Below are 18,536 nucleotides of genomic sequence, written 5' to 3'. Positions count from 1 at the left end.
TTCGCGTCCCACCTCCTCTGCCAGCGTGTTTCTACGGCGTCGTGGTCGACAGCGTGAACGTCAGCGTCTTGGCGTACGTGCCCGTGCGCAACGGGTCCGTCGCGTTGACGGTCTGCGAGAACGCGATCGTCACCGGGTCGTTGGACACCGGCGTGGCGTACGTCTTGACCGTCGCCGGCAGGGTCTGGCCCGCGACCCGCAGGGGCTGCGGCAGCGAGAACGTCCCGTTGACCAGGCGGCCGGTGGCCACGCTGGACGGATCGGCGACGGTCAGGGTCGCGTCACCGGCGGTCGAGATGACGCTGGCCGCGGTCGTGGCCGTGTACGCCTTGGTGATGCCCGGCGTGAACGGACCGAACGAGGCCGCTGCGCCGAGCGTCAGCGCGAGCGTCGCCGGCACCGTGCCGCCGACCGGCGCCTCGGGCGTGACCGCCGCCAGCGCGCAGCCGCTGTAGCCGCCGCGGATGGTGTTGGGGGCGCCGAAGTCCTTCACGTCGGAGCTGTTGGCGGAGCACTCGAGCTGGCCGTTGACCGTGCTGCCCGCGAGGATCGGGCCGTAGGCGCCGGCCAGGCGGGAGTAGCGGTCGTTGGCGCTGACCTGGGTGTTGCCGGTCAGCGCGAGGCCGGCACGGAACGTCGAGCCGGCGATCGTGACGTCACGGGTCGAGCCCGAGATCTTGGCCGCGCCGGTGACCGTGGAGCCGAAGAGCTGCACGGCCTCCGCGGCGGTCGCGGTCAGCGCGCCGCCGACCGTGGTGTTCTTCAGGACGACCGAGGCACCCGCCGCGACCGTCACGGCGCCGGTGACCGTCGCGCCCGTCAGGCAGGTCACGCCGGTCGCGACGCTGACGCTCGCCTGCGTGCCGGTGACCGTGGTCGTGCAGGTCGGCGAGCCGCCCGGCAGGACCGTGGCCTTGTAGGACTCCGGAGTGCTGTAGTTGCCCGCCGGGTCGATCGCGCGGTGCTCGACGGTGTGGGTGCCGAAGCCCGGGATGAACCCGCCGCTCGGATGGTTGTCCGGGAGCGTCTGCTCGAACGCGGCGCGCGACAGGCCGCCGGTGCCGAGGTTGCCGTAGGTCAGCGCCTTGACCTCGGTGCCGGAGTGACGGAACTCGAACGGCGACTCCGGCATCGGCTTCTCCGGGAAGCCGAAGTAGTTGAACCAGCCGTCGCGGTCCAGGCGCAGCTGACCCACGACGGCCGGGCTGCCCTCGTAGCCCGTGCGGTCGTCCTTCGGATCCAGCCACATGTCCCAGCCGTTGAAGTAGACCGGGTGCTCGGTCGCGCCTCCAAGCGTGACGAGCGGCTCGGAGAGGCGCCGCGGGATCGTCGGGTCGGTCTTGTCGATCTTCCACTCGACCGAGTCCGAGGAGGCGCCGTCGGTCACGGTCGCCTTCAGCGTGTGCGTGCCCGACGGCAGCGCCAGCGCGCCGAGGTCCAGGTTGCGGCTGTTGTTCGTGTTCGGGACGACCGCACCGTTCAGGGTCCACGTGACCGGCAGGACGCGGTCGTTGGGATGGTTGGTCTCGACGTAGACGACCTCGTCGGCCGCGACCGGGTGGGTGGTCGCCGTCGAGGCGGTGATGTCGGCCAGGGCGGGCGAGGCCGTCGTGGTGGTGTCGCCGACCGTCCACGTGCGGGTCTGCACGAAGCGCGAGCCGTTGAAGCCCGAGTCGGCGGCCGCGTTGTTGGCCGACGGGTTGCGGACCCAGTCGATGCCGGTCGGGCCGACCGGGTCGCGGACCTCGGCCCACACGACCGTGCCGGCCGGCAGGTTCAGCGCCTCGAGGTCGAGGTTGCGGGTGCCGGAAGCGATCACCGGGCCGGTCGCGCCGCCGGTACGCCAGGTCACGAGCTCCTCGTGGAAGCGCGGGTGCCCGGTCTCGACCCACAGGACCGAGTCCTTGGCCACCGTGCCGGTGGTCGGCGCGTTCTGCACGTTCATCTGGCCGGAGTTCCGCATACCGGTGACGCGCGCGACCATGTGCTCGAGGCCGATCTGATCGAGATCGAAGCCGATCCAGCGCATCATCGAGTGCTCGGACGGGCGCTTCTGGCCGCACGGGTACATGCCGCCGCCCTCGTGGGCGCCGATGATGCCGCCGGAGAGGCTCTCCTCGCCGATCCAGCGCCACCACTTCGTCTGCGCCGTGAGCATCTGCGACGCGCTCATGATCGTGTGGTGGAAGCTGCTCGGCTCGCCGCCGGTGTAGCAGGAGCGGATCACGTCACGCGAGGAGTACGGGTACTCGTCGACGAGCGTGCCGAGCGAGTGGCCGACCTCGTGCAGCGAGATCAGCGGGCCCTGCGGCGAGCCCCCCGAGGTGGTCGCCTGGCTGCCGCCGATGCCGCCGTAGGTGAAGGTGTTGAAGATCGCCAGCGTCTGCAGGTTCTGCGACGTGCGCGGGATGCCGAGGACCGGGGCGACGTAGTTGTCCAGGATGCGGTTGTGGGCCTGGTTGCCCGTCTCGCACGCGTAGGTCGCGCCCGCGGGGTAGTACTTGGCGAGGTCGGCCGCGTTGCAGCCGGCTGGGGCGGTGGTGTAGACCGTGCCGCGCGCCAGCGGGTTGGTGCAGCCGCCGTCGAAGGTCAGGCGCAGCGCGGTGTTCTTGGTGTTGATCGGGCCCTCGCGGACGCCGGTGTCGCGGATCGTGCCGTCGGCGGCGCGTACGCGGCCGTCCGGGTCGCAGCGGGTGCCGTAGTCGATCGAGGAGAGCTCGACCGCGTAGACGTTGATGTAGTTGCGGTACGTGCGGAACGGCTCCGTGGCCCACATGACCGACAGGTTCCGGTCCACGTCGGCGCGGAAGATGCTCTGCTGATCGAACTGGTAGCCGTCGCCCATGATGATCAGGTTCAGCCGCTGGGACGGCGGACCCGTGACCTGGATCGGGACGACCTTCGGCTCAGGCAGCGGCAGCGGCGGCGTGGGACCCTGCGCGCTCGCCGTCGCCGCGGTGAACAGGACCAGCACCAGCGTGGCGGCAGCCGCCAGCGTCTTGGTGGCGTACTTCATCGATCGACTTCCCTCCTAGAAGAACGTGAACCCGGTGGCCGACGGCCACCTTCCCCTCACAATCAGCTCACGCTAACTTCACGGCGGGGTTCAATGCACCCAACAACTGACGGAATGCGGTGGACCGAGATCCACCGCATGCCGTAGTCGGCTACGTCACGGCGTCGTGGTCGACAGCGTGTACGTCAGCGTCTTGGAATACGCGCCCGTGCGCAGCGGATCGGTCGCGCCGATGTGCTGACCGAACGTGACCGTGACCGCGTCGTTGGACACGGGCCCGGTCCAGACCGCCTTCGAGAAGGCGACCGTGAGCGGCGCGGCCAGCGCGAACGTCCCGTTCGCCAGGTGGCCGGGGTCCGACACGGTCAGGGCCGCGTCGCCCGCCGTCGAGATGACGTTGGCGGTCGTCGTGGCCGTGTAGTCCTTCGCGATCCCCGGCGTGAAGGCCCCGAACGTCGCCGGAGCGCCCATCGTCAGCGCGAGCGTCGCCGGGACCTGACCGCCGACCGGAGCGGTGGCCTGGGTCACGACCGCGAGCTTCGGCGCCGTGGCCGGGACGAGGTGGCCCGCGCCGCCGAGCTGCTGCTCGAGCGCGTAGCCGAAGCCGAGCATCTTCGCGTCGTCCCACGCGCGGCCGACGAACTGCAGCGACATCGGATCACCGTGCGGGTTCGCGCCCACCGGCAGGATCAGCGTCGGCAGGCCGACATTGGACGTCGGGACGCCGCTGTTGCGGTCTGAGGAGAGCGTCTGCGCCCCGTCGTTGTCGTAGACGTCCGAGCGGAAGCCCGGGTAGACGATGGCGTCGACGCCCGCCGTGTCCATGTAGGTCTTCCAGCGCGCCTTGTACTCGTCGCGCTGCGCGAAGATCTTGTCGATGTCGGCGGCGGTCAGGCGGGCGGCGGGGTTCTGGGTGCCGCGGTTGTACGGGAGCACCTTCGGCGAGGAGAGGATCTCCGACGCCGTGTGGTACGGCGGATTGGCGTGCAGGTCGAAGTAGCGCTGCCAGCCCTCCTCGGTCCGGCTGCCGGTGAGCGTGCCGGTCGCGGGTGAGGCGGGCGCCGCCGCCGTCACGGGCACCATCGTCGCGCCGGCGGCGATCAGGTCGTTGAAGCGCGCCTTGAGCGCGTCGATCGTCCCGTCCTCCTGGCCGTAGCTGGGCGACGCGTCGAACGCGCTCGGGACGTAGCCGATCTTCTTGCCCTGCAGCGCGTTGGGGTCCAGCGCGGTCTTCCAGTCGGCCGGGCGCTTGTGGTCGGCATCGGCGTGGACGGTGGCGATGTCGTCCGGATCGGTGCCGGTGGTGACGTTGAGGATGCGGGCGACGTCGCTCGTGGTGCGGGCGATCGGACCCTCGAAGTCCTGCAGCCAGGTCAGTGGCATCACGCCCGCGCCGGAGGAGATGCCGTCGGTGCCGCGCAGGGAGACCAGCGACGCGCCGGTCGAGGGCGCGTAGAGCGAGACGCCGGTCTGCGTGCCCATGGCGAAGCCGGTGAGGCTGAGCGCGGTCGCGACCGCCGACCCGCCGGAGGAGCCGAGCGAGGTCTTGGACGGCTTGAAGGCGTTCCAGACCATGCCGTAGCCGGAATCGCTGTAGGAACCGGAGTTGGCGAACTCCGACAGGTTGGTCTTGCCGATGATCACGGCGCCCGCGTCGCGCAGGCGCTTGACCTGGCCCGCGTCGCGCTCCGGCCGCCAGCCCTCGAAGGCGAGGCTGCCGTCGGTCGTGGGCATGTCCTTGGTGTCGTAGAGGTCCTTGACCGCGACCGGGATGCCGAGCAGCTCGCTGGTGTCGCCCGCGGCGCGGCGGTCGTCGGCGGCCTTGGCCTGCGCCATCGCGGTGTCGGAGACCGTGATGAACGCGTGGAAGCCGAACGGGCCCGAGTCGTAGGCCGCGATCCGGTCCAGATAGGCGCGGGTGATCGCCTGCGAGGTGGTCAGGCCGGACTTCATGTCCGCCGCCAGCTGCGTGATCGACTTGTTGAAGACGTCGTAGCCCGACGTGGTGACCGGGAGCTTGGTGGGCTGCTCGGGCGTGACCGCCGGTGCGGGGGAGGCGGCACAGGTCGCGGCGTCATACAGCGGCGCCCAGTTGGCGACGGTGCAGCCGACGCCCGCCGGGATGCCGGCGATGTCCGGCGCGGATGCCAGCGTCGTGGCGCCGGTCTTGACCGCGGCGACCTGCTGGCCGGCCGTGGCGGCGGCCTCGGCACGGCCCGCGACGACGTAGCGCAGCAGCGACTTCGTCTGCCCGGGGGCGAGCGTCAAGGTGTTCTTGTAGCCGTAGAAGTTGGCCTCGAGGCCGGTCAGCGGCAGCGGGTTGCCGAACGGATCGCGCTGGAAGTTGCCGGTGCCGGACTGGGTGCCGTTGACGACGGCGCTCGGGCCGCGGTTGCTCACGCCGGTGGCCGAGGGGTTGGCCACCTCGACCCAGGAGTCGTCGGCGCCGATCGCCGTGTCGCCGCTGGAGCTGTCGACCACCTTGCTCTGAGCGCTGCCGGAGTTCTGGCCCGCACTGCCGCCGAACGCGACGTCGACCGTGATCGTCCGCGTGCTCGTGTTGGCGAAGGTGTCGAGGAAGCGGCTGTAGTTGCCCGCCTTGCTCACCTTGACCGCGCGGCTGATCGCGATCCCGCCGAGCACGACCGGCTGCGCGGTGGTGAACGACTCGTCGCCGTCATAGCCGAGGTTGAAGCCGCGCATCAGCTCGCCGTTGAAGCGCGCCGTCGTGTCCGTCGCCGGGATGCCGGAGACGCGCACGCGGATGCCGCCGAAGCCGTAGAACGCGTTGTCGGTGATCGCCCGGATCGACCCCGTGTCGAGCTTCGGCGGGGCGAAATCGTGGATCTGCCAGTTCAGGCCGTTGGCCGTCGTGATCGTGGTGACCGCGGACGCCGGGACGGCAGCCGCAAGGACGGCGGTGCCCGCGACGAGCGCCGCCAAAGAACGTTTCATTGAGTGGGTTCCCTCCCCAAGTTTGACCGCGGTCGATCCTTCCAATCGGGCGCGGGGAAACGTCTGGCCCGCCGGTCGGAACCGAGGCGACCGGCGGTAGATGCCGCTTTTGCCGTTCGTCGACCGACTTATGACTGCTATTTGACAATGCAGCCTACTTGTGAGTAGGTTGTGCGCGACCCGGCGACCCGCGCCGGCATCTCGGAGGAGGAGGAACGGCATGGCGATGGACAAGCTCGGCCTCGATCGGCGAGGCTTCCTGCGCGGCGCAGCGGCGACCGCGGTCGCGCTGCCGACGGTCGGAGGCGTCCTCGCGGCGCCCGCACTCGCCCACGGCGGCGACGACGACCACGGGCGGGGCCGGCACTCGATCCCGCGCGAGAACATCAGCATCCAGCTCTACACGCTGCGCTCGCTGCCGCTCGACCAGCAGCTCAAGGGCCTCGCCGACATCGGCTACACCACCGTCGAGCACGCCGGCTTCGGCGCGCTCACGGCGGCGCAGTTCCGGGCCCAGTTGCGCAAGTACGGGCTGCGCGCGACGTCGGGCCACCAGGCGATCCCGCAGCCGTTCGACGCGACGGCCTGGCGCAAGCAGGTGGCGGACGCCGTCACCGTCGGCCAGCGCTTCATCGTGACGCCGGCCAGCCCGATCACCTTTCCCGCCGACGGCAACGTCGCGAACATCAAGGGCTTCCAGACCGCCGCGGAATGGAAGTCCTACGCCGCCGACCTCAACCAGGCGGGGCTGATCGCGCGCCAGGCGGGCCTCCGGTTCGGCTACCACAGCCACTTCTGGGAGTTCGCGCCGCTCACCGACGACACCCCGCTGGTCGGCTACGACATCCTGCTCGCCGAGACCGACCCGAACCTCGTGCACTTCGAGATCGACCTGTACTGGGCCTGGTACGCGCACCACGACCCGGTGCCGATCATCGCCGCGTTCGGCGATCGCATCCGCCAGTTCCACGTCAAGGACCTGGCCTACGTCAACCACGCGCCGACCTGGGCCGACGACGGCACCGGCGTGATCGACTTCGCCCGCATCTTCGCCGCGGCCGGCGATGTCCGCGACCACGAGTACATCGTCGAGCGCGACGACGCCGGGGCGAACGCCCTGACCACGGCGTCGGTTGGCTTCAACTACTTGAACCGCATCCGGTTCTAGAACCGTGTCGGGCCGGCGGGGTCGCCCCACCCGTCGGCCCGGCGCGAATTACCCTGGGGGCGGCGATGGCGCGAGTGGCCTACACGACCCCTGAAGGACGCGCCCGGCGCGACCAACTCGTGCGTGCCGCCATGCAGGCCTTCGCCCAGCGCGGCTACCACGGGGTCACGATGGACACGATCGCGGCCGAGGTGGGCGTCACCCGCCAGGGCCTGCTGCACCACTTCCCGTCGAAGGTCGACCTCCTGGTGGCGGTCCTGGAACGGCGCGACGAGGACGACTCCGAGCTGCTGAGCACGCTGCGCGCGCGCGAGGACACGCCGCTGGCCGAGATCCTGCGGGCCGTGCTGCGCCACAACGCGCAGCGGCCGGGGCTCGCCGCGCTGTTCACGATCCTGTCGGCCGAGAGCGTCGACCCGGAGCACCCGGCGCACGACTGGTTCGCCGATCGCTACCGGCGCGGGCGCATCCTGGTCGCGGAATGGATCGCGGCCGAGCAGGCCAGGGGGCGAATCACGAGTGCGGCGACGCCGCAGCGGCTCGCGACCTCGGTCCTCGCGCTGCTCGACGGCCTCCAGCTCCAGCAGCAGCTCGAAGACGAGCCGCTCGACATCGACGGGGTCCTCGCCGAACTGCTCGCGCTGCTCAGGTGAGCGAGCGCGCCATCCAGATGTCGTCGACGTAGCGGCCGTCGAGCAGGAAGAGCTCGCGGTGCACGCCTTCGACTTCGAAACCGCACTGGGCGTAAAGCTCGCGGGCGCCCAGGTTGTGCCCGAGCACCCGCAGCATCAGCCGTCGCGCTCCCGCGGCGCGGGCCTGTTGGACGGCCGCGCCGATCAGCGCCCGTCCCACGCCGCGCCGCCGGTGTTCGGGGGCGACGCTGAGGCCCTTGATCTCGAGGATGTGCTCGCTGGAGCGCAGCGGCAGCGCCTGGCCGAGCTTGACGTAGCCCGCCAGGCCGTCGGCGAGCTCGGCGACGAGCACGCCGTCGAGCTCGAACGGGCGATCGGCGGCCGGGGCGGGGGCGGGGCTGTGGAGCGTCGACCACGTCACGCGGTCCAGCTCGCGCAGGATCGGCTCGTCGGCGGGTAGGGCGGTGCGGATCACTCAGCGCAGAAGCATGTCGCAATAGCCGTCGGCGATCTGCTCGCTCGTCAGGCGACCGCCGGGCTTCAGCCAGGTGGCGGTGTGGTTGACCATGCCCAGCAGGGCGAAGAGCGCGAGCCGGTCGGTCAACCCCACGGCGGCGAGCCGGCGGGCGAGGATCGCCTCGAAGGCGTCGCGGCTCGCTCGGACCTGCTCCCACTCGGGCTCGTGCTCGATCGTGTGGCGCTCCTGCGCGAACACCGCCATGTGGTCGAGGTGGGTTTCGATGTGGGCGAGCCAGGCGCGCACCAGCGCGCGCAACTGCGTCTGCGGGTCGTCCTCGCCCGCCTCGATCTCGGCGGCACGCGCGAGCAGCGGGTCCATCAGCTGGCCGAAGATCGCCAGCAGCAGGTTCTGCTTGGAGCCGATGTAGTGATACAGGCCGCCGCTGCGCAGCCCGGTCGCCTCGCTGAGCTCGTCCATGCTCGTCGCCTGGAAGCCGCGCCGCGCGAACAGCGCGGCGGCCGTGGTCACGACCGCCTGCTGGCGGCGGTCATAGCGCTCGCGGAGCGCGGGGGATGTCGGCGGCTGGGACATTTGTAACGGGCGTTCGGTATAAATTACCGCATGAACTTCGATCTCCCCGACGACCACGAGCTGATCCGGCGCACGGTGCGCGACTTCGCGGAAGGGGAGGTCGCTCCAGTTGCCGAGGAGCTGGACCGCACCAAGGCGTTCCCGTACGCGATCGTCAAGCAGCTCGGGGAGCTCGGGCTGATGGGCATCCCGTTCCCGGAGGAGTACGGCGGAGGCGGCGGCGACTCGCTCGCCTACGCGATCGCGGTCGAGGAGCTCACGCGCGTGGATTCGTCGGTGGCGATCACGCTGTGCGCGCACACGTCGCTCGGCACGCAGCCGATCTACCTGTTCGGCACCGAGGAGCAGAAGCAGGAGTGGCTGCCGAAGCTGACGTCGGGCGAGATCCTCGGCGCGTTCGGCCTGACCGAGCCCGAGGCGGGGTCGGACGCCGGCAACGTCCGCACGCGCGCCGTGCTCGAGGACGGCGAGTGGACGATCAACGGCACCAAGCAGTTCATCACCAACGCCGGCACGGACATCAGCGGCGTCGTGTGCATCACCGCCCGCACCGGCGACGACGAGATCTCCAACCTGATCGTCGCCAACGGCACTCCCGGCTACTCGCAGGGCACGCCGTACCGCAAGATGGGCTGGAACGCGTCCGACACGCGGCCATTGACCTTCGAGGACTGCATCGTGCCCGAGGAGAACCTGCTCGGCCCGCGCGGCGGCGGCTTCAAGCAGTTCCTGCAGGTGCTCGACATCGGCCGGATCGGCGTCGCGGCGATGGGCGTCGGCCTGGCGCAGGGCGCGCTGGACCAGGCGCTGGCCTACGCCAAGGAGCGGCGCGCGTTCGGCAAGCCGATCTCCAAGTACCAGGCGATCCAGGGCAAGCTCGCCGACATGGCGACCGAGATCGCGGCCGCGCGGCTGCTGGTCTACAAGGCGGCGTTCGAGAAGGATCAGGGCCGCAACTTCTCGCTGACCGCCGCCCAGGCCAAGCTCAAGACCGGCCGCCTGGCCGTGCGCTGCGCCGAGGAGGCCGTCCAGATCCACGGCGGCTACGGCTACATCGAGGAGTACCCGGTGTGCCGCATGTACCGCGACGCGAAGATCCTCACGATCGGCGAGGGCACCGACGAGGTGCAGCAGATGGTCATCGCCCGCGCGCTCGGCGCGTAGAGCCGTGTTCAGCTCCGTCCTTGTCGCCAACCGAGGTGAGATCGCGCGGCGCGTGATCCGGACGCTGCGCGCGTCGGGGATCCGTTCGGTCGCGATCTACACCGACGCCGACGCCGGCGCGCCGCACGTGCGCGAGGCCGACGCGGCGGTGCGGGTCGGCTCCTACCTGTCGATCGAGGACGTCGTGGCCGCGGCGGCCGGCGTCGACGCCCTGCATCCCGGCTACGGCTTCTTGAGCGAGAACGCCGGCCTCGCGCGAGCGTGCGCGGAGGCGCGCGTGGTGTTCGTCGGGCCGTCGCCGGACGCGATCGAGCTGATGGGCGACAAGGTCCGGGCCAAGGCCGCGGCCGCCGCGGCGGGCGTGCCGGTCGTCGACTCGCTGAGCGTCGACGAGGCGCGCGTCTCGGACGCGTATCCGCTGCTGGTCAAGGCCGCAGCGGGCGGAGGAGGGCGCGGGATGCGGGTGGTCGAGTCGCCCGAGGGGCTGGACGAGGCGATCGCGGCCGCCCAGCGCGAGGCGGCCGCCGGGTTCGGCGACGACCGCGTGTTCATCGAGCGCTTCCTGCCGCGGGCGCGGCACATCGAGGTGCAGGTCATCGGCGACGCGCACGGGAACGTGCTGTCTTTGGGCGAGCGCGAGTGCTCGCTCCAGCGCCGCCACCAGAAGGTGCTCGAGGAGTCGCCGTCGCCGGTGGTGTCGGAGGCGCTGCGGGCGCGGCTGGGCGAGGAGGCCATCGCGCTGGCGAAGGCCGCGGGCTACAGCGGGGCGGGAACCGTCGAGTTCATCGCCGACGCCGACGATCCGTCGGTCCACTTCTTCCTGGAGATGAACGCGCGGCTGCAGGTCGAGCATCCGGTGACCGAGCTGGTCACGGGCCTCGATCTCGTCGCGCTGCAGCTGCAGGTGGCGGCGGGCGAGCCGCTGGACGTCGAGGTCACCTTGTCCGGGCACGCGATCGAGGCGCGCATCAACGCCGAGGACGCGCAGTTCTTCCCGTCGGCCGGTCCCGTCGTGCTGGCGCGCTATCCGGAGGGCGTGCGCGTCGACGCCGCGGTCGAGACCGGCTCCGTGGTCGGCACCGACTACGACTCGATGATCGCCAAGGTGATCGCCTACGGCCCGGACCGCGCGAGCGCCCTCGCCCGCCTGGACCGCGCCCTGGCGAACACCGCCATCCTCGGTCTGACCACGAACACGGGCTTCCTGCGCGCGCTGCTCGCCCGCGAGGACGTGCGCGCGGGGGAGATGGACACGGGCCTGATCGGCAGGATGGACCCGCCGACGCCTCCTTTGACCGACGAGCAGGTCGCCCGCGCGGCCGCCTCGCTCGCGATGGCGCGCGAGACCGCGAGCGCCGGCGACGATCCGTTCGAGCGCCGCGACGGCTGGCGGCTCGGCGGCGTCCGCGCGCCCTCCTTCTGGAAGCTGTCGGTCGACGGCGGCGAGCCGCTCGACGTGGTGCTCGACCATGAGCCCGTCGCGGGCCGGTTCACGTACGTGCATGGCTGGCTCGGCTACGAGGGGTGGGCATGGCACGTGACCGAGGCGACGGCCGAGGACGTGCATCACGCGCACGCCGATGGGGAGTTGCGGGCGCCGATGCCGGGCAGCGTGCTGCTGGTGCCGGTCGCCGTGGGTGACGCCGTCGAGGCGGGGCAGACCGTGGTGGTGCTGGAGTCGATGAAGATGGAATTGGCGCTGACCGCGCCCGTGGACGGCACGGTGACCGAGCTCACCGTCTCCGTGGGCGACAAGGTCGGGCGCGACGAGACCGTTGCGAAGGTCGAGGCCGCATGACGACTGACGAATTCAGGGCCAATACGGCCGACCACGAGGCGCTCGTCGCCGACCTGCGCGAGCAGCTCGAGCGGGTGCGGCTCGGTGGCGGCGAGAAGGCCCGCGCGCGGCACACCAGCCGCGGCAAGCTCCTGCCACGCGAGCGCGTCGACCGGCTGCTGGACAAGGGCGCGCCGTTCCTCGAGCTCTCCCCGCTGGCCGCGCACGGCATGTATGACGGGGACGCGCCTGGCGCGGGCATCGTCACCGGCGTCGGCCGGATCGCCGGCCGCGAGTGCGTGATCGTCGCCAACGACGCGACCGTCAAGGGCGGGACCTACTACCCGATGACGGTCAAGAAGCACCTGCGCGCGCAGGAGGTCGCCCTCCACAACCGGCTCCCGTGCATCTATCTCGTGGACTCGGGCGGGGCGTTCCTGCCGCTGCAGGACGAGGTCTTCCCCGACCGCGAGCACTTCGGCCGGATCTTCTTCAACCAGGCGACGATGTCCGCCCAGGGCATCCCGCAGATCGCGGCCGTGATGGGCTCGTGCACCGCCGGCGGCGCCTACGTGCCCGCGATGAGCGACGAATGCGTGATCGTCCGCGAGCAGGGCACGATCTTCCTCGGCGGCCCGCCGCTGGTGAAGGCCGCCACCGGCGAGGAGGTCAGCGCGGAGGACCTCGGCGGCGGCGACCTCCATTCGCGCACGAGCGGCGTCACCGACCACCTCGCCGACGACGACGAGCACGCGCTGGCGATCGTGCGCGAGATCGTCGCCACGCTCCCGGCGCCCGAGCCCTCACCCTGGCAGCGCACGCCCGTCGAGCCGCCCGCCCGCGACCCGGACTCGATCTACGGCGTCGTCCCCGCCGACGTGCGCAAGCCCTACGACCCGCACGAGCTGATCGCGCGGCTCGTCGACGGCAGCCACTTCCACGAGTTCAAGGCGCTCTACGGCACCACGCTCGTCTGCGGGTTCGCCCGCCTGCACGGCCACCCGGTCGGCATCCTGGCCAACAACGGGATCCTCTTCAGCGAGTCCGCGCTCAAGGGCGCGCACTTCATCGAGCTCTGCGACCGCCGCAAGATCCCGCTGGTCTTCCTCCAGAACATCAGCGGCTTCATGGTCGGGCGCGAGTACGAGGCGGGCGGGATCGCCAAGCACGGCGCGAAGCTCGTGACCGCAGTGGCCTGCGCGCGCGTCCCCAAGCTGACGGTGATCGTCGGCGGGTCCTTCGGCGCCGGCAACTACGGCATGTGCGGCCGGGCGTACTCCCCGCGCTTCTTGTTCATGTGGCCGAACGCCCGGATCAGCGTCATGGGCGGCGTCCAGGCGGCGACGGTGATGGAGACCGTCGGGCAGCCGGAGGTCGGCGCATCGCTGCGCGAGCAGTACGAACGCCAGGGCCATCCCTACTTCGCCACGGCGCGGCTGTGGGACGACGGCGTGATCGACCCGCGCGACACGCGCGACGTGCTCGGCCTCGCGCTGAGTGCCTGCGCAAGCGCCCCGCTTAATGAAGTGAGCTACGGCGTCTTTCGCATGTAGCCCGACATATGTAAGCTTCTTGACAGGGGGGTCGTTCCGGTCGAGGAGAGGAGTTGCGCGATGCGCGCAACCAGGGTCGGGGCGGTCGCTGCCGCCATTCTGTGGATGGTTGTCGCGCCCGCATCCGCCGCCGAGCGCTCGCTCGACGGCGGTGGGAACAACGTCGCGCACCCGACCTGGGGACAGGTGGGACAACCGTATTCGCGGGTCGCTGAGCCCGCCTACGCCGACGGCGTCGGCAAGCCGCTGACCGGGCCGCCCGCGCGCCGGGTCAGCAACCGCATCTTCAACGACGGCGCGCAGAACCTGTTCTCGGAGAACGGGGTCACACAATGGGGCTTCGTGTGGGGGCAGTTCCTGGACCACACGTTCGGCCTGCGCGAGGAGACCGGCGGGGAAGCGGCGCCGATCGCGTTCGACGCCCACGACCCGCTGGAGACGTTCCGCAACGACTTCGGCGCGATCGACTTCACGCGCTCGGCCGCCGCGCCCGGCACCGGCGTGGGAGGCGTGCCGCGCGAACAGATCAACACCGTCTCCAGCTACATCGACGGCTGGGCGGTCTACGGCGGCACGAACCAGCGACTTGAATGGCTGCGCGAGGGCCCCGTCAACGGCGACCTCTCCGACAACGGCGCACATCTGCTGCTCGACCCGGGCGGGCTCCTGCCGCGGCGCTCCAGCCGCGGCGACACCACGACCGCGCCCGCGATGGAGCTGCAGGGCCGCCTCGCCGCCACCCCGGGGAAGGCGATGGTGGCCGGCGACGTCCGCGCCAACGAGAACGTCGCGCTGACCGCGACCCAGACGCTGTTCGCGCGCGAGCACAACCGGATCGTCGACGCGCTCCCCGCCACGCTCTCCGCGGAGCAGAGGTTCCAGATCGCGCGGCGCGTGGTCGGCGCCGAGCAGCAGGTCATCACCTACGAGGAGTTCCTCCCGGCGCTCGGCGTCAAGCTCGCGCCGTACCACGGCTACGACCCGACCGTCGACGCCACGCTGAGCAACGAGTTCGCGACCGTCGGCTACCGCGCGCACAGCATGGTCCACGGGGAGATCGAGCCGTCCGCGCCGGCCGGCACCTACACCGCGGCGCAGCTGGAGGCCTTCGAGGACCAGGGCATCGAGATCGACGAGGACGAAGGCACGACCGAGCTGGAGATCCCGCTGAACCTCACGTTCGGCAACCCCGACCTGCTCGCGAGCGTCGGCGTCGGACCGGTGCTGACCGCGGTCGGCGGCGAGTCCGAGTACCGCAACGACGAGACGATCGACAACCAGCTGCGCAGCGTGCTCTTCCAGGTCCCGTTCTCACCGGGCGCCTGCCTCGACGGCCCGCCGCTGCCGGACTGCTTCAACGGCGTCGTCGACCTCGGCGCGATCGACGTCGAGCGCGGCCACGACCACGGCATCCCGCTCTACAACGACCTCCGGCGCGCGTATGGCCTCGCCCCGCGGACGTCGTTCACGGCGATCACCGGGGAAGCGACCGACCAGTTCCCGGCCGGGACGGGGATCGACGATCCGCACAGCCTCGACTTCCTGGCGCTGCACGACATCACCGGCGCCGAGATCGCCCTGAGCGACCCGCGGGCACAGACCAGCGCCGTCACCGGCACCCGCCGGAGCACGCTCGCGGCGCGGCTGCGCGGGCTCTTCGGCTCCCCCGACGCGCTCGACGCGTTCACCGGGATGCTCTCCGAGCGCCACGTGCCGGGCACCGAGTTCGGCGAGCTGCAGCTGGCGATCTTCAAGCGCCAGTTCGAAGCGCTGCGCGACGGCGATCGGTTCTTCTACCGCAACGACCCCGTGCTGGCCGGCATCGAGCGCGACTACGGCATCAGCGCGCACCGGACGCTCGGGCAGATCATCGCGGACAACACCGGTCTGGCCACCCGCGCGGACGTCTTCAAGCTCCCGGGCGCGCCCGTCCGGCTCGAGCAGAGCGGGGAAGCGCGCGTGCTCGTGCCCGCGGCGCTGTCGCTCTCGCTCGGCCAGCCGCCGAGCTTCGGCGCCTTCACCCCCGGCGTCGCGAAGGACTACACCGCCACGACGACCGCCACCGTGATCTCGACCGCCGGCGACGCGGCGCTGAACGTGAGCGGCGGCCACCTGACCAACGGCACCTTCCCGCTGCCCGCGCCGGTCGACGTGCAGCTGTCGAAGGCGAGCTGGAGCGCTCCAGCCTCCAACGACACCACGACCGTGACGTTCAAGCAGCGCGTCGGCGCGACGGACGCGCTGCGAACGGGCAACTACACGACCGCGCTCGTGTTCACCCTGTCGACGACGACGCCCTGAAACGGCTACAACGTGTGCCATGACGACGGCCCCAGACCGTGAAAAGGTCCACGGTCCGACGCACGACGGCGAGAAGATCTGCCACATCGTCGGAGAAGACGATCCGGACACGGCGCTCTGCGGCAAGGACGTGACCGGCTGGCCGTGGAATCCGCCGTGGCCCTTCTGCGTGGTCTGCCTGGACCTCGCGGGCTACGAAGTGCGCTGATGCGAATCCTCCTGATCGCGCTGTGCCTGGCGCTGACGGTCGCGTGCACCGCCGAGGCCAAGCCCCGGCCGGGCGCGGCCGGGATCGGCGACCCGGACTTCCCCAAGGACGGCAACGGCGGCTACGACGTCGCGCACTACGGGCTGAACATCGCCTACACGCCCAAGACCCGCCTGCTGCGCGGCGTCGCCACGATCACCGCCGCGGCGACCCAGGATCTCTCGAGCTTCAACCTCGACTTCCGCGGCCTGAAGGTGCGCTCGGCGCGGGTCGACGGGCGCGCGGCCAAGGTGCGTCGGAAGGGCTCCGAGCTGACGCTCGTCCCGCGCTCGTACCTGCGCCGCGGTCGCACGTTCACGGCGGTGATCGCCTACGACGGCCGGCCGCGCCCGATCAACGAGGGCTCGCTCGGCGACGCCGACGGGTTCATGCCGACCGCCGACGGCGCGCTGATCGCGGGTGAGCCGCACAGCGCGTCGTCCTGGTTCCCGGTCAACGAGCACCCGCGCGACAAGGCGAGCTACTCGTTCCGCATCAGCGTCCCGCGCGGGCTGGAGGCCGTCGCCAACGGCGAGCTGCTGGGCGTCGAACAGCGTGGCGGACGGTCGATCTGGCGCTGGGAGGCGAAGGAGCCGATGGCGTCCTACCTCTCGACCGCGACGATCGGGCAGTTCGACATCAGCACGCGCACCGTCGACGGCCGGCCGTACCTGGACGCCATCGACCCGACGCTGCTCAAGCGCCCGAAACCGCGCACCGGCGCTCGCTACGCCGTCACCGGCATCGCGCAGCCGGGATATCAGCGGCTCATGCGCACGATCGACGTCCCCGCGGGTGGTGCGAAGCTCTCGTTCTGGGTCGACCACGACGTCCAGCCGTTCGGTGACTTCTTCTTCGTCGAGGCACACCCGGTCGGCACGGACAGCTGGACCACGCTGCGCGACCAGCGCCACCACACGTTCAACCAGCCCGCCTTCGATTGCCGCGGCGTGCTCAAGCTCCATCCGTTCCTCGCGCACTACATCGCCGACGACGGGCGCAAGTGCGCGGCGAAGGGCACGACCGGCACGTGGAACGCGTCGACGCTGCCGGCGGCGGGTTACGAGCACTGGTCCGTCGACCTCTCGCGCTACGCGGGCCGCAGCGTCGAGGTGGCCCTCAGCTACTACACCGACGACGCCTTCCAGTTCAGCGGCGTCGCCGTCGACGACGTCGTCGTGACGGGCGCGAGCGGCTCGACGTCCTTCGAGGACGACGGCGACACGCTCGACGGCTGGACCGTCCCGGGCGCGCCCGCCGGCAGCAAGCCCAATTCCGCCGACTGGATCTCGGCCGCCTACGCCCAGGGCCCGCGGTCAGCCGGCGACGTCGCCCAGGCGGCGGTCGCGCGCGAGCCGGAGATCATCGACTTCCTCGCGAGCGTCTTCGGGCCGTACCCGTTCTCGACGGTCGGGTCGATCATCGACGACCCGGTGATCGGCTTCGCGCTGGAGAACCAGACGCGCCCGATCTACTCGCGTGTGTTCTTCGAGGACCGCGGCGATCCCGAGGCCGACACGGTGATCGTCCACGAGCTCGCACACCAGTGGGCGGGCGATCTGCTGTCGGTCTACAACTGGCGCGACATCTGGCTCAACGAGGGCTTCGCGACCTACGCCGAGTGGCTGTGGGCGCAGCAGCAAGGGCGCCACACCGCGCAGGCGGAGTTCGACGAGCGCATGCACGACTACCCGGCCGGCAGCAGCTTCTGGCGCATCGACGTAGCCGACCCGGGGAGGGCGCACCTCTTCGACCCGCCGGTCTACCAGCGCGGCGCGATGGCGCTGCACGCCCTGCGGCTGCGGATCGGCGACGCGGCCTTCTTCGCCCTCTTGAAGGAGTGGGTGCGGCGCAACGCCGGCGGCAACGTCACCACCGCGCGCTTCATCGCGCTCGCCGAACAGGTGTCGGGCCGGCGGCTGGACGGCTTCTTCCGCACGTGGCTGAGCACGCCGAAGAAGCCGTCCGCCTAGCGCCGATCAGGGGAACCGCACCCCCGGATAGGTGAGGTCGTCGTAGCTGGTGGTGTCGTAGCCGGCGGCCTCGGCGGTGCCGTCGGAGCCGCCCGGCCCGTAGATCCACTTGACCTGGGTCGGCTTGAGCGGGCCGATCGGGGACTGCAGTGTGTTGGTGCTCGCGCCGGCGACGGCGGGGAGGGCGAGCACGCCGGCGGTCACGGCGAGCAGGGCGATGCGCTTGAACATTGGGGAGCTCCTTGGAGCGAGTGGGTGGGGTCAGGCGGTGTGACCCGCACCCGCGCGGCGAGGTTGGCCGCTCGCGCTCAAACTGGCGCGTCGGCGCTCTGTGAGAGCGCCGCTGCCGCGCGGTCCAGGTGACCCGCCGCGCGCAGGTAGACCGAGCTGTTGAGGTCCGCGTCGAGGAACTCGGCGTTGTCGGCCTCCCAGATCAGCGCGCGCTGGAGCTCGTCCATCGCCTCGGTGAGCGGGCCGGCGGGCAGGCCGGGGAACATCGGACCCTCAGGGATCTGCGGGATCTGCCCGAAGTGCGCCTCGTGCAGCGGATCCCCTTCGCCGGCGCCGTCGGCGTCGAACGTCGCGATCGCGAGCGCGTGCTCGAGATCGGCGCGAACCGGGCCGGGGTCGACGTCGGCGAGCGCGATCTGCATGCGGTACAGCGCGGTGGGAAGGTGTGGCACTGGCATTGTCTGAGCC

Annotated in this window: 14 protein-coding genes; 8 read left to right on the top strand and 6 right to left on the bottom strand. The window is 71.1% G+C overall.

What is annotated here, in order from left to right; all coding sequences use genetic code 11:
* Positions 1–31: 31 nt before the first annotated feature.
* Positions 32–3,016 (bottom strand): M64 family metallopeptidase, encoded by a 2,985-nt coding sequence (locus tag OM076_RS17625; RefSeq protein ID WP_270041346.1) that lies wholly within the window; start codon positions 3,014–3,016, stop codon positions 32–34.
* Positions 3,017–3,172: 156 nt separating this feature from the next.
* Positions 3,173–5,971 (bottom strand): amidase, encoded by a 2,799-nt coding sequence (locus OM076_RS17620; RefSeq protein ID WP_270041345.1) that lies wholly within the window; start codon positions 5,969–5,971, stop codon positions 3,173–3,175.
* 220 nt (positions 5,972–6,191) lie between these two features.
* On the opposite strand from OM076_RS17620, the gene OM076_RS17615 reads away from it, so the two are divergent.
* Complete coding sequence (locus OM076_RS17615; RefSeq protein WP_270041344.1) at positions 6,192–7,139, top strand: sugar phosphate isomerase/epimerase family protein; 948 nt, start codon at positions 6,192–6,194, stop codon at positions 7,137–7,139.
* A gap of 65 nt (positions 7,140–7,204) precedes the next feature.
* Positions 7,205–7,792 (top strand): TetR/AcrR family transcriptional regulator, encoded by a 588-nt coding sequence (locus tag OM076_RS17610; RefSeq protein WP_270041343.1) that lies wholly within the window; start codon positions 7,205–7,207, stop codon positions 7,790–7,792.
* Here the strand turns inward: OM076_RS17610 and OM076_RS17605 are convergent.
* Positions 7,785–8,246 (bottom strand): GNAT family N-acetyltransferase, encoded by a 462-nt coding sequence (locus OM076_RS17605; RefSeq protein ID WP_270041342.1) that lies wholly within the window; start codon positions 8,244–8,246, stop codon positions 7,785–7,787. The genes OM076_RS17610 and OM076_RS17605 overlap by 8 nt on opposite strands.
* Complete coding sequence (locus tag OM076_RS17600) at positions 8,247–8,822, bottom strand: TetR/AcrR family transcriptional regulator (RefSeq protein WP_270041341.1); 576 nt, start codon at positions 8,820–8,822, stop codon at positions 8,247–8,249.
* A 30-nt stretch (positions 8,823–8,852) separates the two neighbouring features.
* On the opposite strand from OM076_RS17600, the gene OM076_RS17595 reads away from it, so the two are divergent.
* Genes OM076_RS17595 through OM076_RS17570 form a run of 6 tightly spaced genes read left to right on the top strand, consistent with a single transcriptional unit; the run spans position 8,853 to position 17,837 of the window.
* The gene (locus OM076_RS17595) at positions 8,853–9,986 is read left to right on the top strand and encodes an acyl-CoA dehydrogenase family protein (RefSeq protein ID WP_270041340.1); all 1,134 of its coding nucleotides are present in this window, start codon (positions 8,853–8,855) and stop codon (positions 9,984–9,986) included.
* A 4-nt stretch (positions 9,987–9,990) separates the two neighbouring features.
* The gene (locus tag OM076_RS17590) at positions 9,991–11,784 is read left to right on the top strand and encodes an acetyl/propionyl/methylcrotonyl-CoA carboxylase subunit alpha (RefSeq protein WP_270041339.1); all 1,794 of its coding nucleotides are present in this window, start codon (positions 9,991–9,993) and stop codon (positions 11,782–11,784) included.
* A complete protein-coding gene (locus OM076_RS17585) occupies positions 11,781–13,316 on the top strand; it encodes a carboxyl transferase domain-containing protein (RefSeq protein ID WP_270041338.1) in 1,536 nt (511 codons plus the stop codon). The genes OM076_RS17590 and OM076_RS17585 overlap by 4 nt, the downstream gene beginning before the upstream one ends.
* A 60-nt stretch (positions 13,317–13,376) precedes the next feature.
* Positions 13,377–15,617, top strand: a complete 2,241-nt coding sequence (locus tag OM076_RS17580; RefSeq protein WP_270041337.1) for a peroxidase family protein — start codon at positions 13,377–13,379, stop codon at positions 15,615–15,617.
* A gap of 19 nt (positions 15,618–15,636) precedes the next feature.
* Positions 15,637–15,825 (top strand): hypothetical protein, encoded by a 189-nt coding sequence (locus OM076_RS17575; RefSeq protein WP_270041336.1) that lies wholly within the window; start codon positions 15,637–15,639, stop codon positions 15,823–15,825.
* Positions 15,825–17,837 (top strand): M1 family metallopeptidase, encoded by a 2,013-nt coding sequence (locus OM076_RS17570; protein ID WP_270041335.1) that lies wholly within the window; start codon positions 15,825–15,827, stop codon positions 17,835–17,837. Before OM076_RS17575 ends, OM076_RS17570 begins: the two co-directional genes overlap by 1 nt.
* A 6-nt stretch (positions 17,838–17,843) precedes the next feature.
* Here OM076_RS17570 and OM076_RS17565 read toward each other — a convergent pair whose 3' ends face one another.
* Both OM076_RS17565 and OM076_RS17560 read right to left on the bottom strand, forming a co-directional pair.
* The gene (locus OM076_RS17565) at positions 17,844–18,068 is read right to left on the bottom strand and encodes a hypothetical protein (RefSeq protein ID WP_270041334.1); all 225 of its coding nucleotides are present in this window, start codon (positions 18,066–18,068) and stop codon (positions 17,844–17,846) included.
* 77 nt (positions 18,069–18,145) lie between these two features.
* Positions 18,146–18,526: a hypothetical protein gene (locus OM076_RS17560; RefSeq protein ID WP_270041333.1), complete on the bottom strand. Its 381-nt coding sequence runs from the start codon at positions 18,524–18,526 to the stop codon at positions 18,146–18,148.
* Positions 18,527–18,536: the final 10 nt, after the last annotated feature.

The sequence above is a fragment of the Solirubrobacter ginsenosidimutans genome, assembly GCF_027587205.1.
Note: the sequence above shows the minus strand (reverse complement) of the source record. Positions and strands in the feature narration are given on the sequence as shown.

What these genes read in the sequence shown, in the direction of transcription:
- OM076_RS17625 (WP_270041346.1), bottom strand. Translation starts at nt 3,016, where the DNA reads ATGAAGTACGCCACCAAGACGCTGGCGGCTGCCGCCACGCTGGTGCTG.
- OM076_RS17620 (WP_270041345.1), bottom strand. Translation starts at nt 5,971, where the DNA reads ATGAAACGTTCTTTGGCGGCGCTCGTCGCGGGCACCGCCGTCCTTGCG.
- OM076_RS17615 (WP_270041344.1), top strand. Translation starts at nt 6,192, where the DNA reads ATGGCGATGGACAAGCTCGGCCTCGATCGGCGAGGCTTCCTGCGCGGC.
- OM076_RS17610 (WP_270041343.1), top strand. Translation starts at nt 7,205, where the DNA reads ATGGCGCGAGTGGCCTACACGACCCCTGAAGGACGCGCCCGGCGCGAC.
- OM076_RS17600 (WP_270041341.1), bottom strand. Translation starts at nt 8,822, where the DNA reads ATGTCCCAGCCGCCGACATCCCCCGCGCTCCGCGAGCGCTATGACCGC.
- OM076_RS17595 (WP_270041340.1), top strand. Translation starts at nt 8,853, where the DNA reads ATGAACTTCGATCTCCCCGACGACCACGAGCTGATCCGGCGCACGGTG.
- OM076_RS17585 (WP_270041338.1), top strand. Translation starts at nt 11,781, where the DNA reads ATGACGACTGACGAATTCAGGGCCAATACGGCCGACCACGAGGCGCTC.
- OM076_RS17580 (WP_270041337.1), top strand. Translation starts at nt 13,377, where the DNA reads ATGCGCGCAACCAGGGTCGGGGCGGTCGCTGCCGCCATTCTGTGGATG.
- OM076_RS17575 (WP_270041336.1), top strand. Translation starts at nt 15,637, where the DNA reads ATGACGACGGCCCCAGACCGTGAAAAGGTCCACGGTCCGACGCACGAC.
- OM076_RS17570 (WP_270041335.1), top strand. Translation starts at nt 15,825, where the DNA reads ATGCGAATCCTCCTGATCGCGCTGTGCCTGGCGCTGACGGTCGCGTGC.
- OM076_RS17565 (WP_270041334.1), bottom strand. Translation starts at nt 18,068, where the DNA reads ATGTTCAAGCGCATCGCCCTGCTCGCCGTGACCGCCGGCGTGCTCGCC.
- OM076_RS17560 (WP_270041333.1), bottom strand. Translation starts at nt 18,526, where the DNA reads ATGCCAGTGCCACACCTTCCCACCGCGCTGTACCGCATGCAGATCGCG.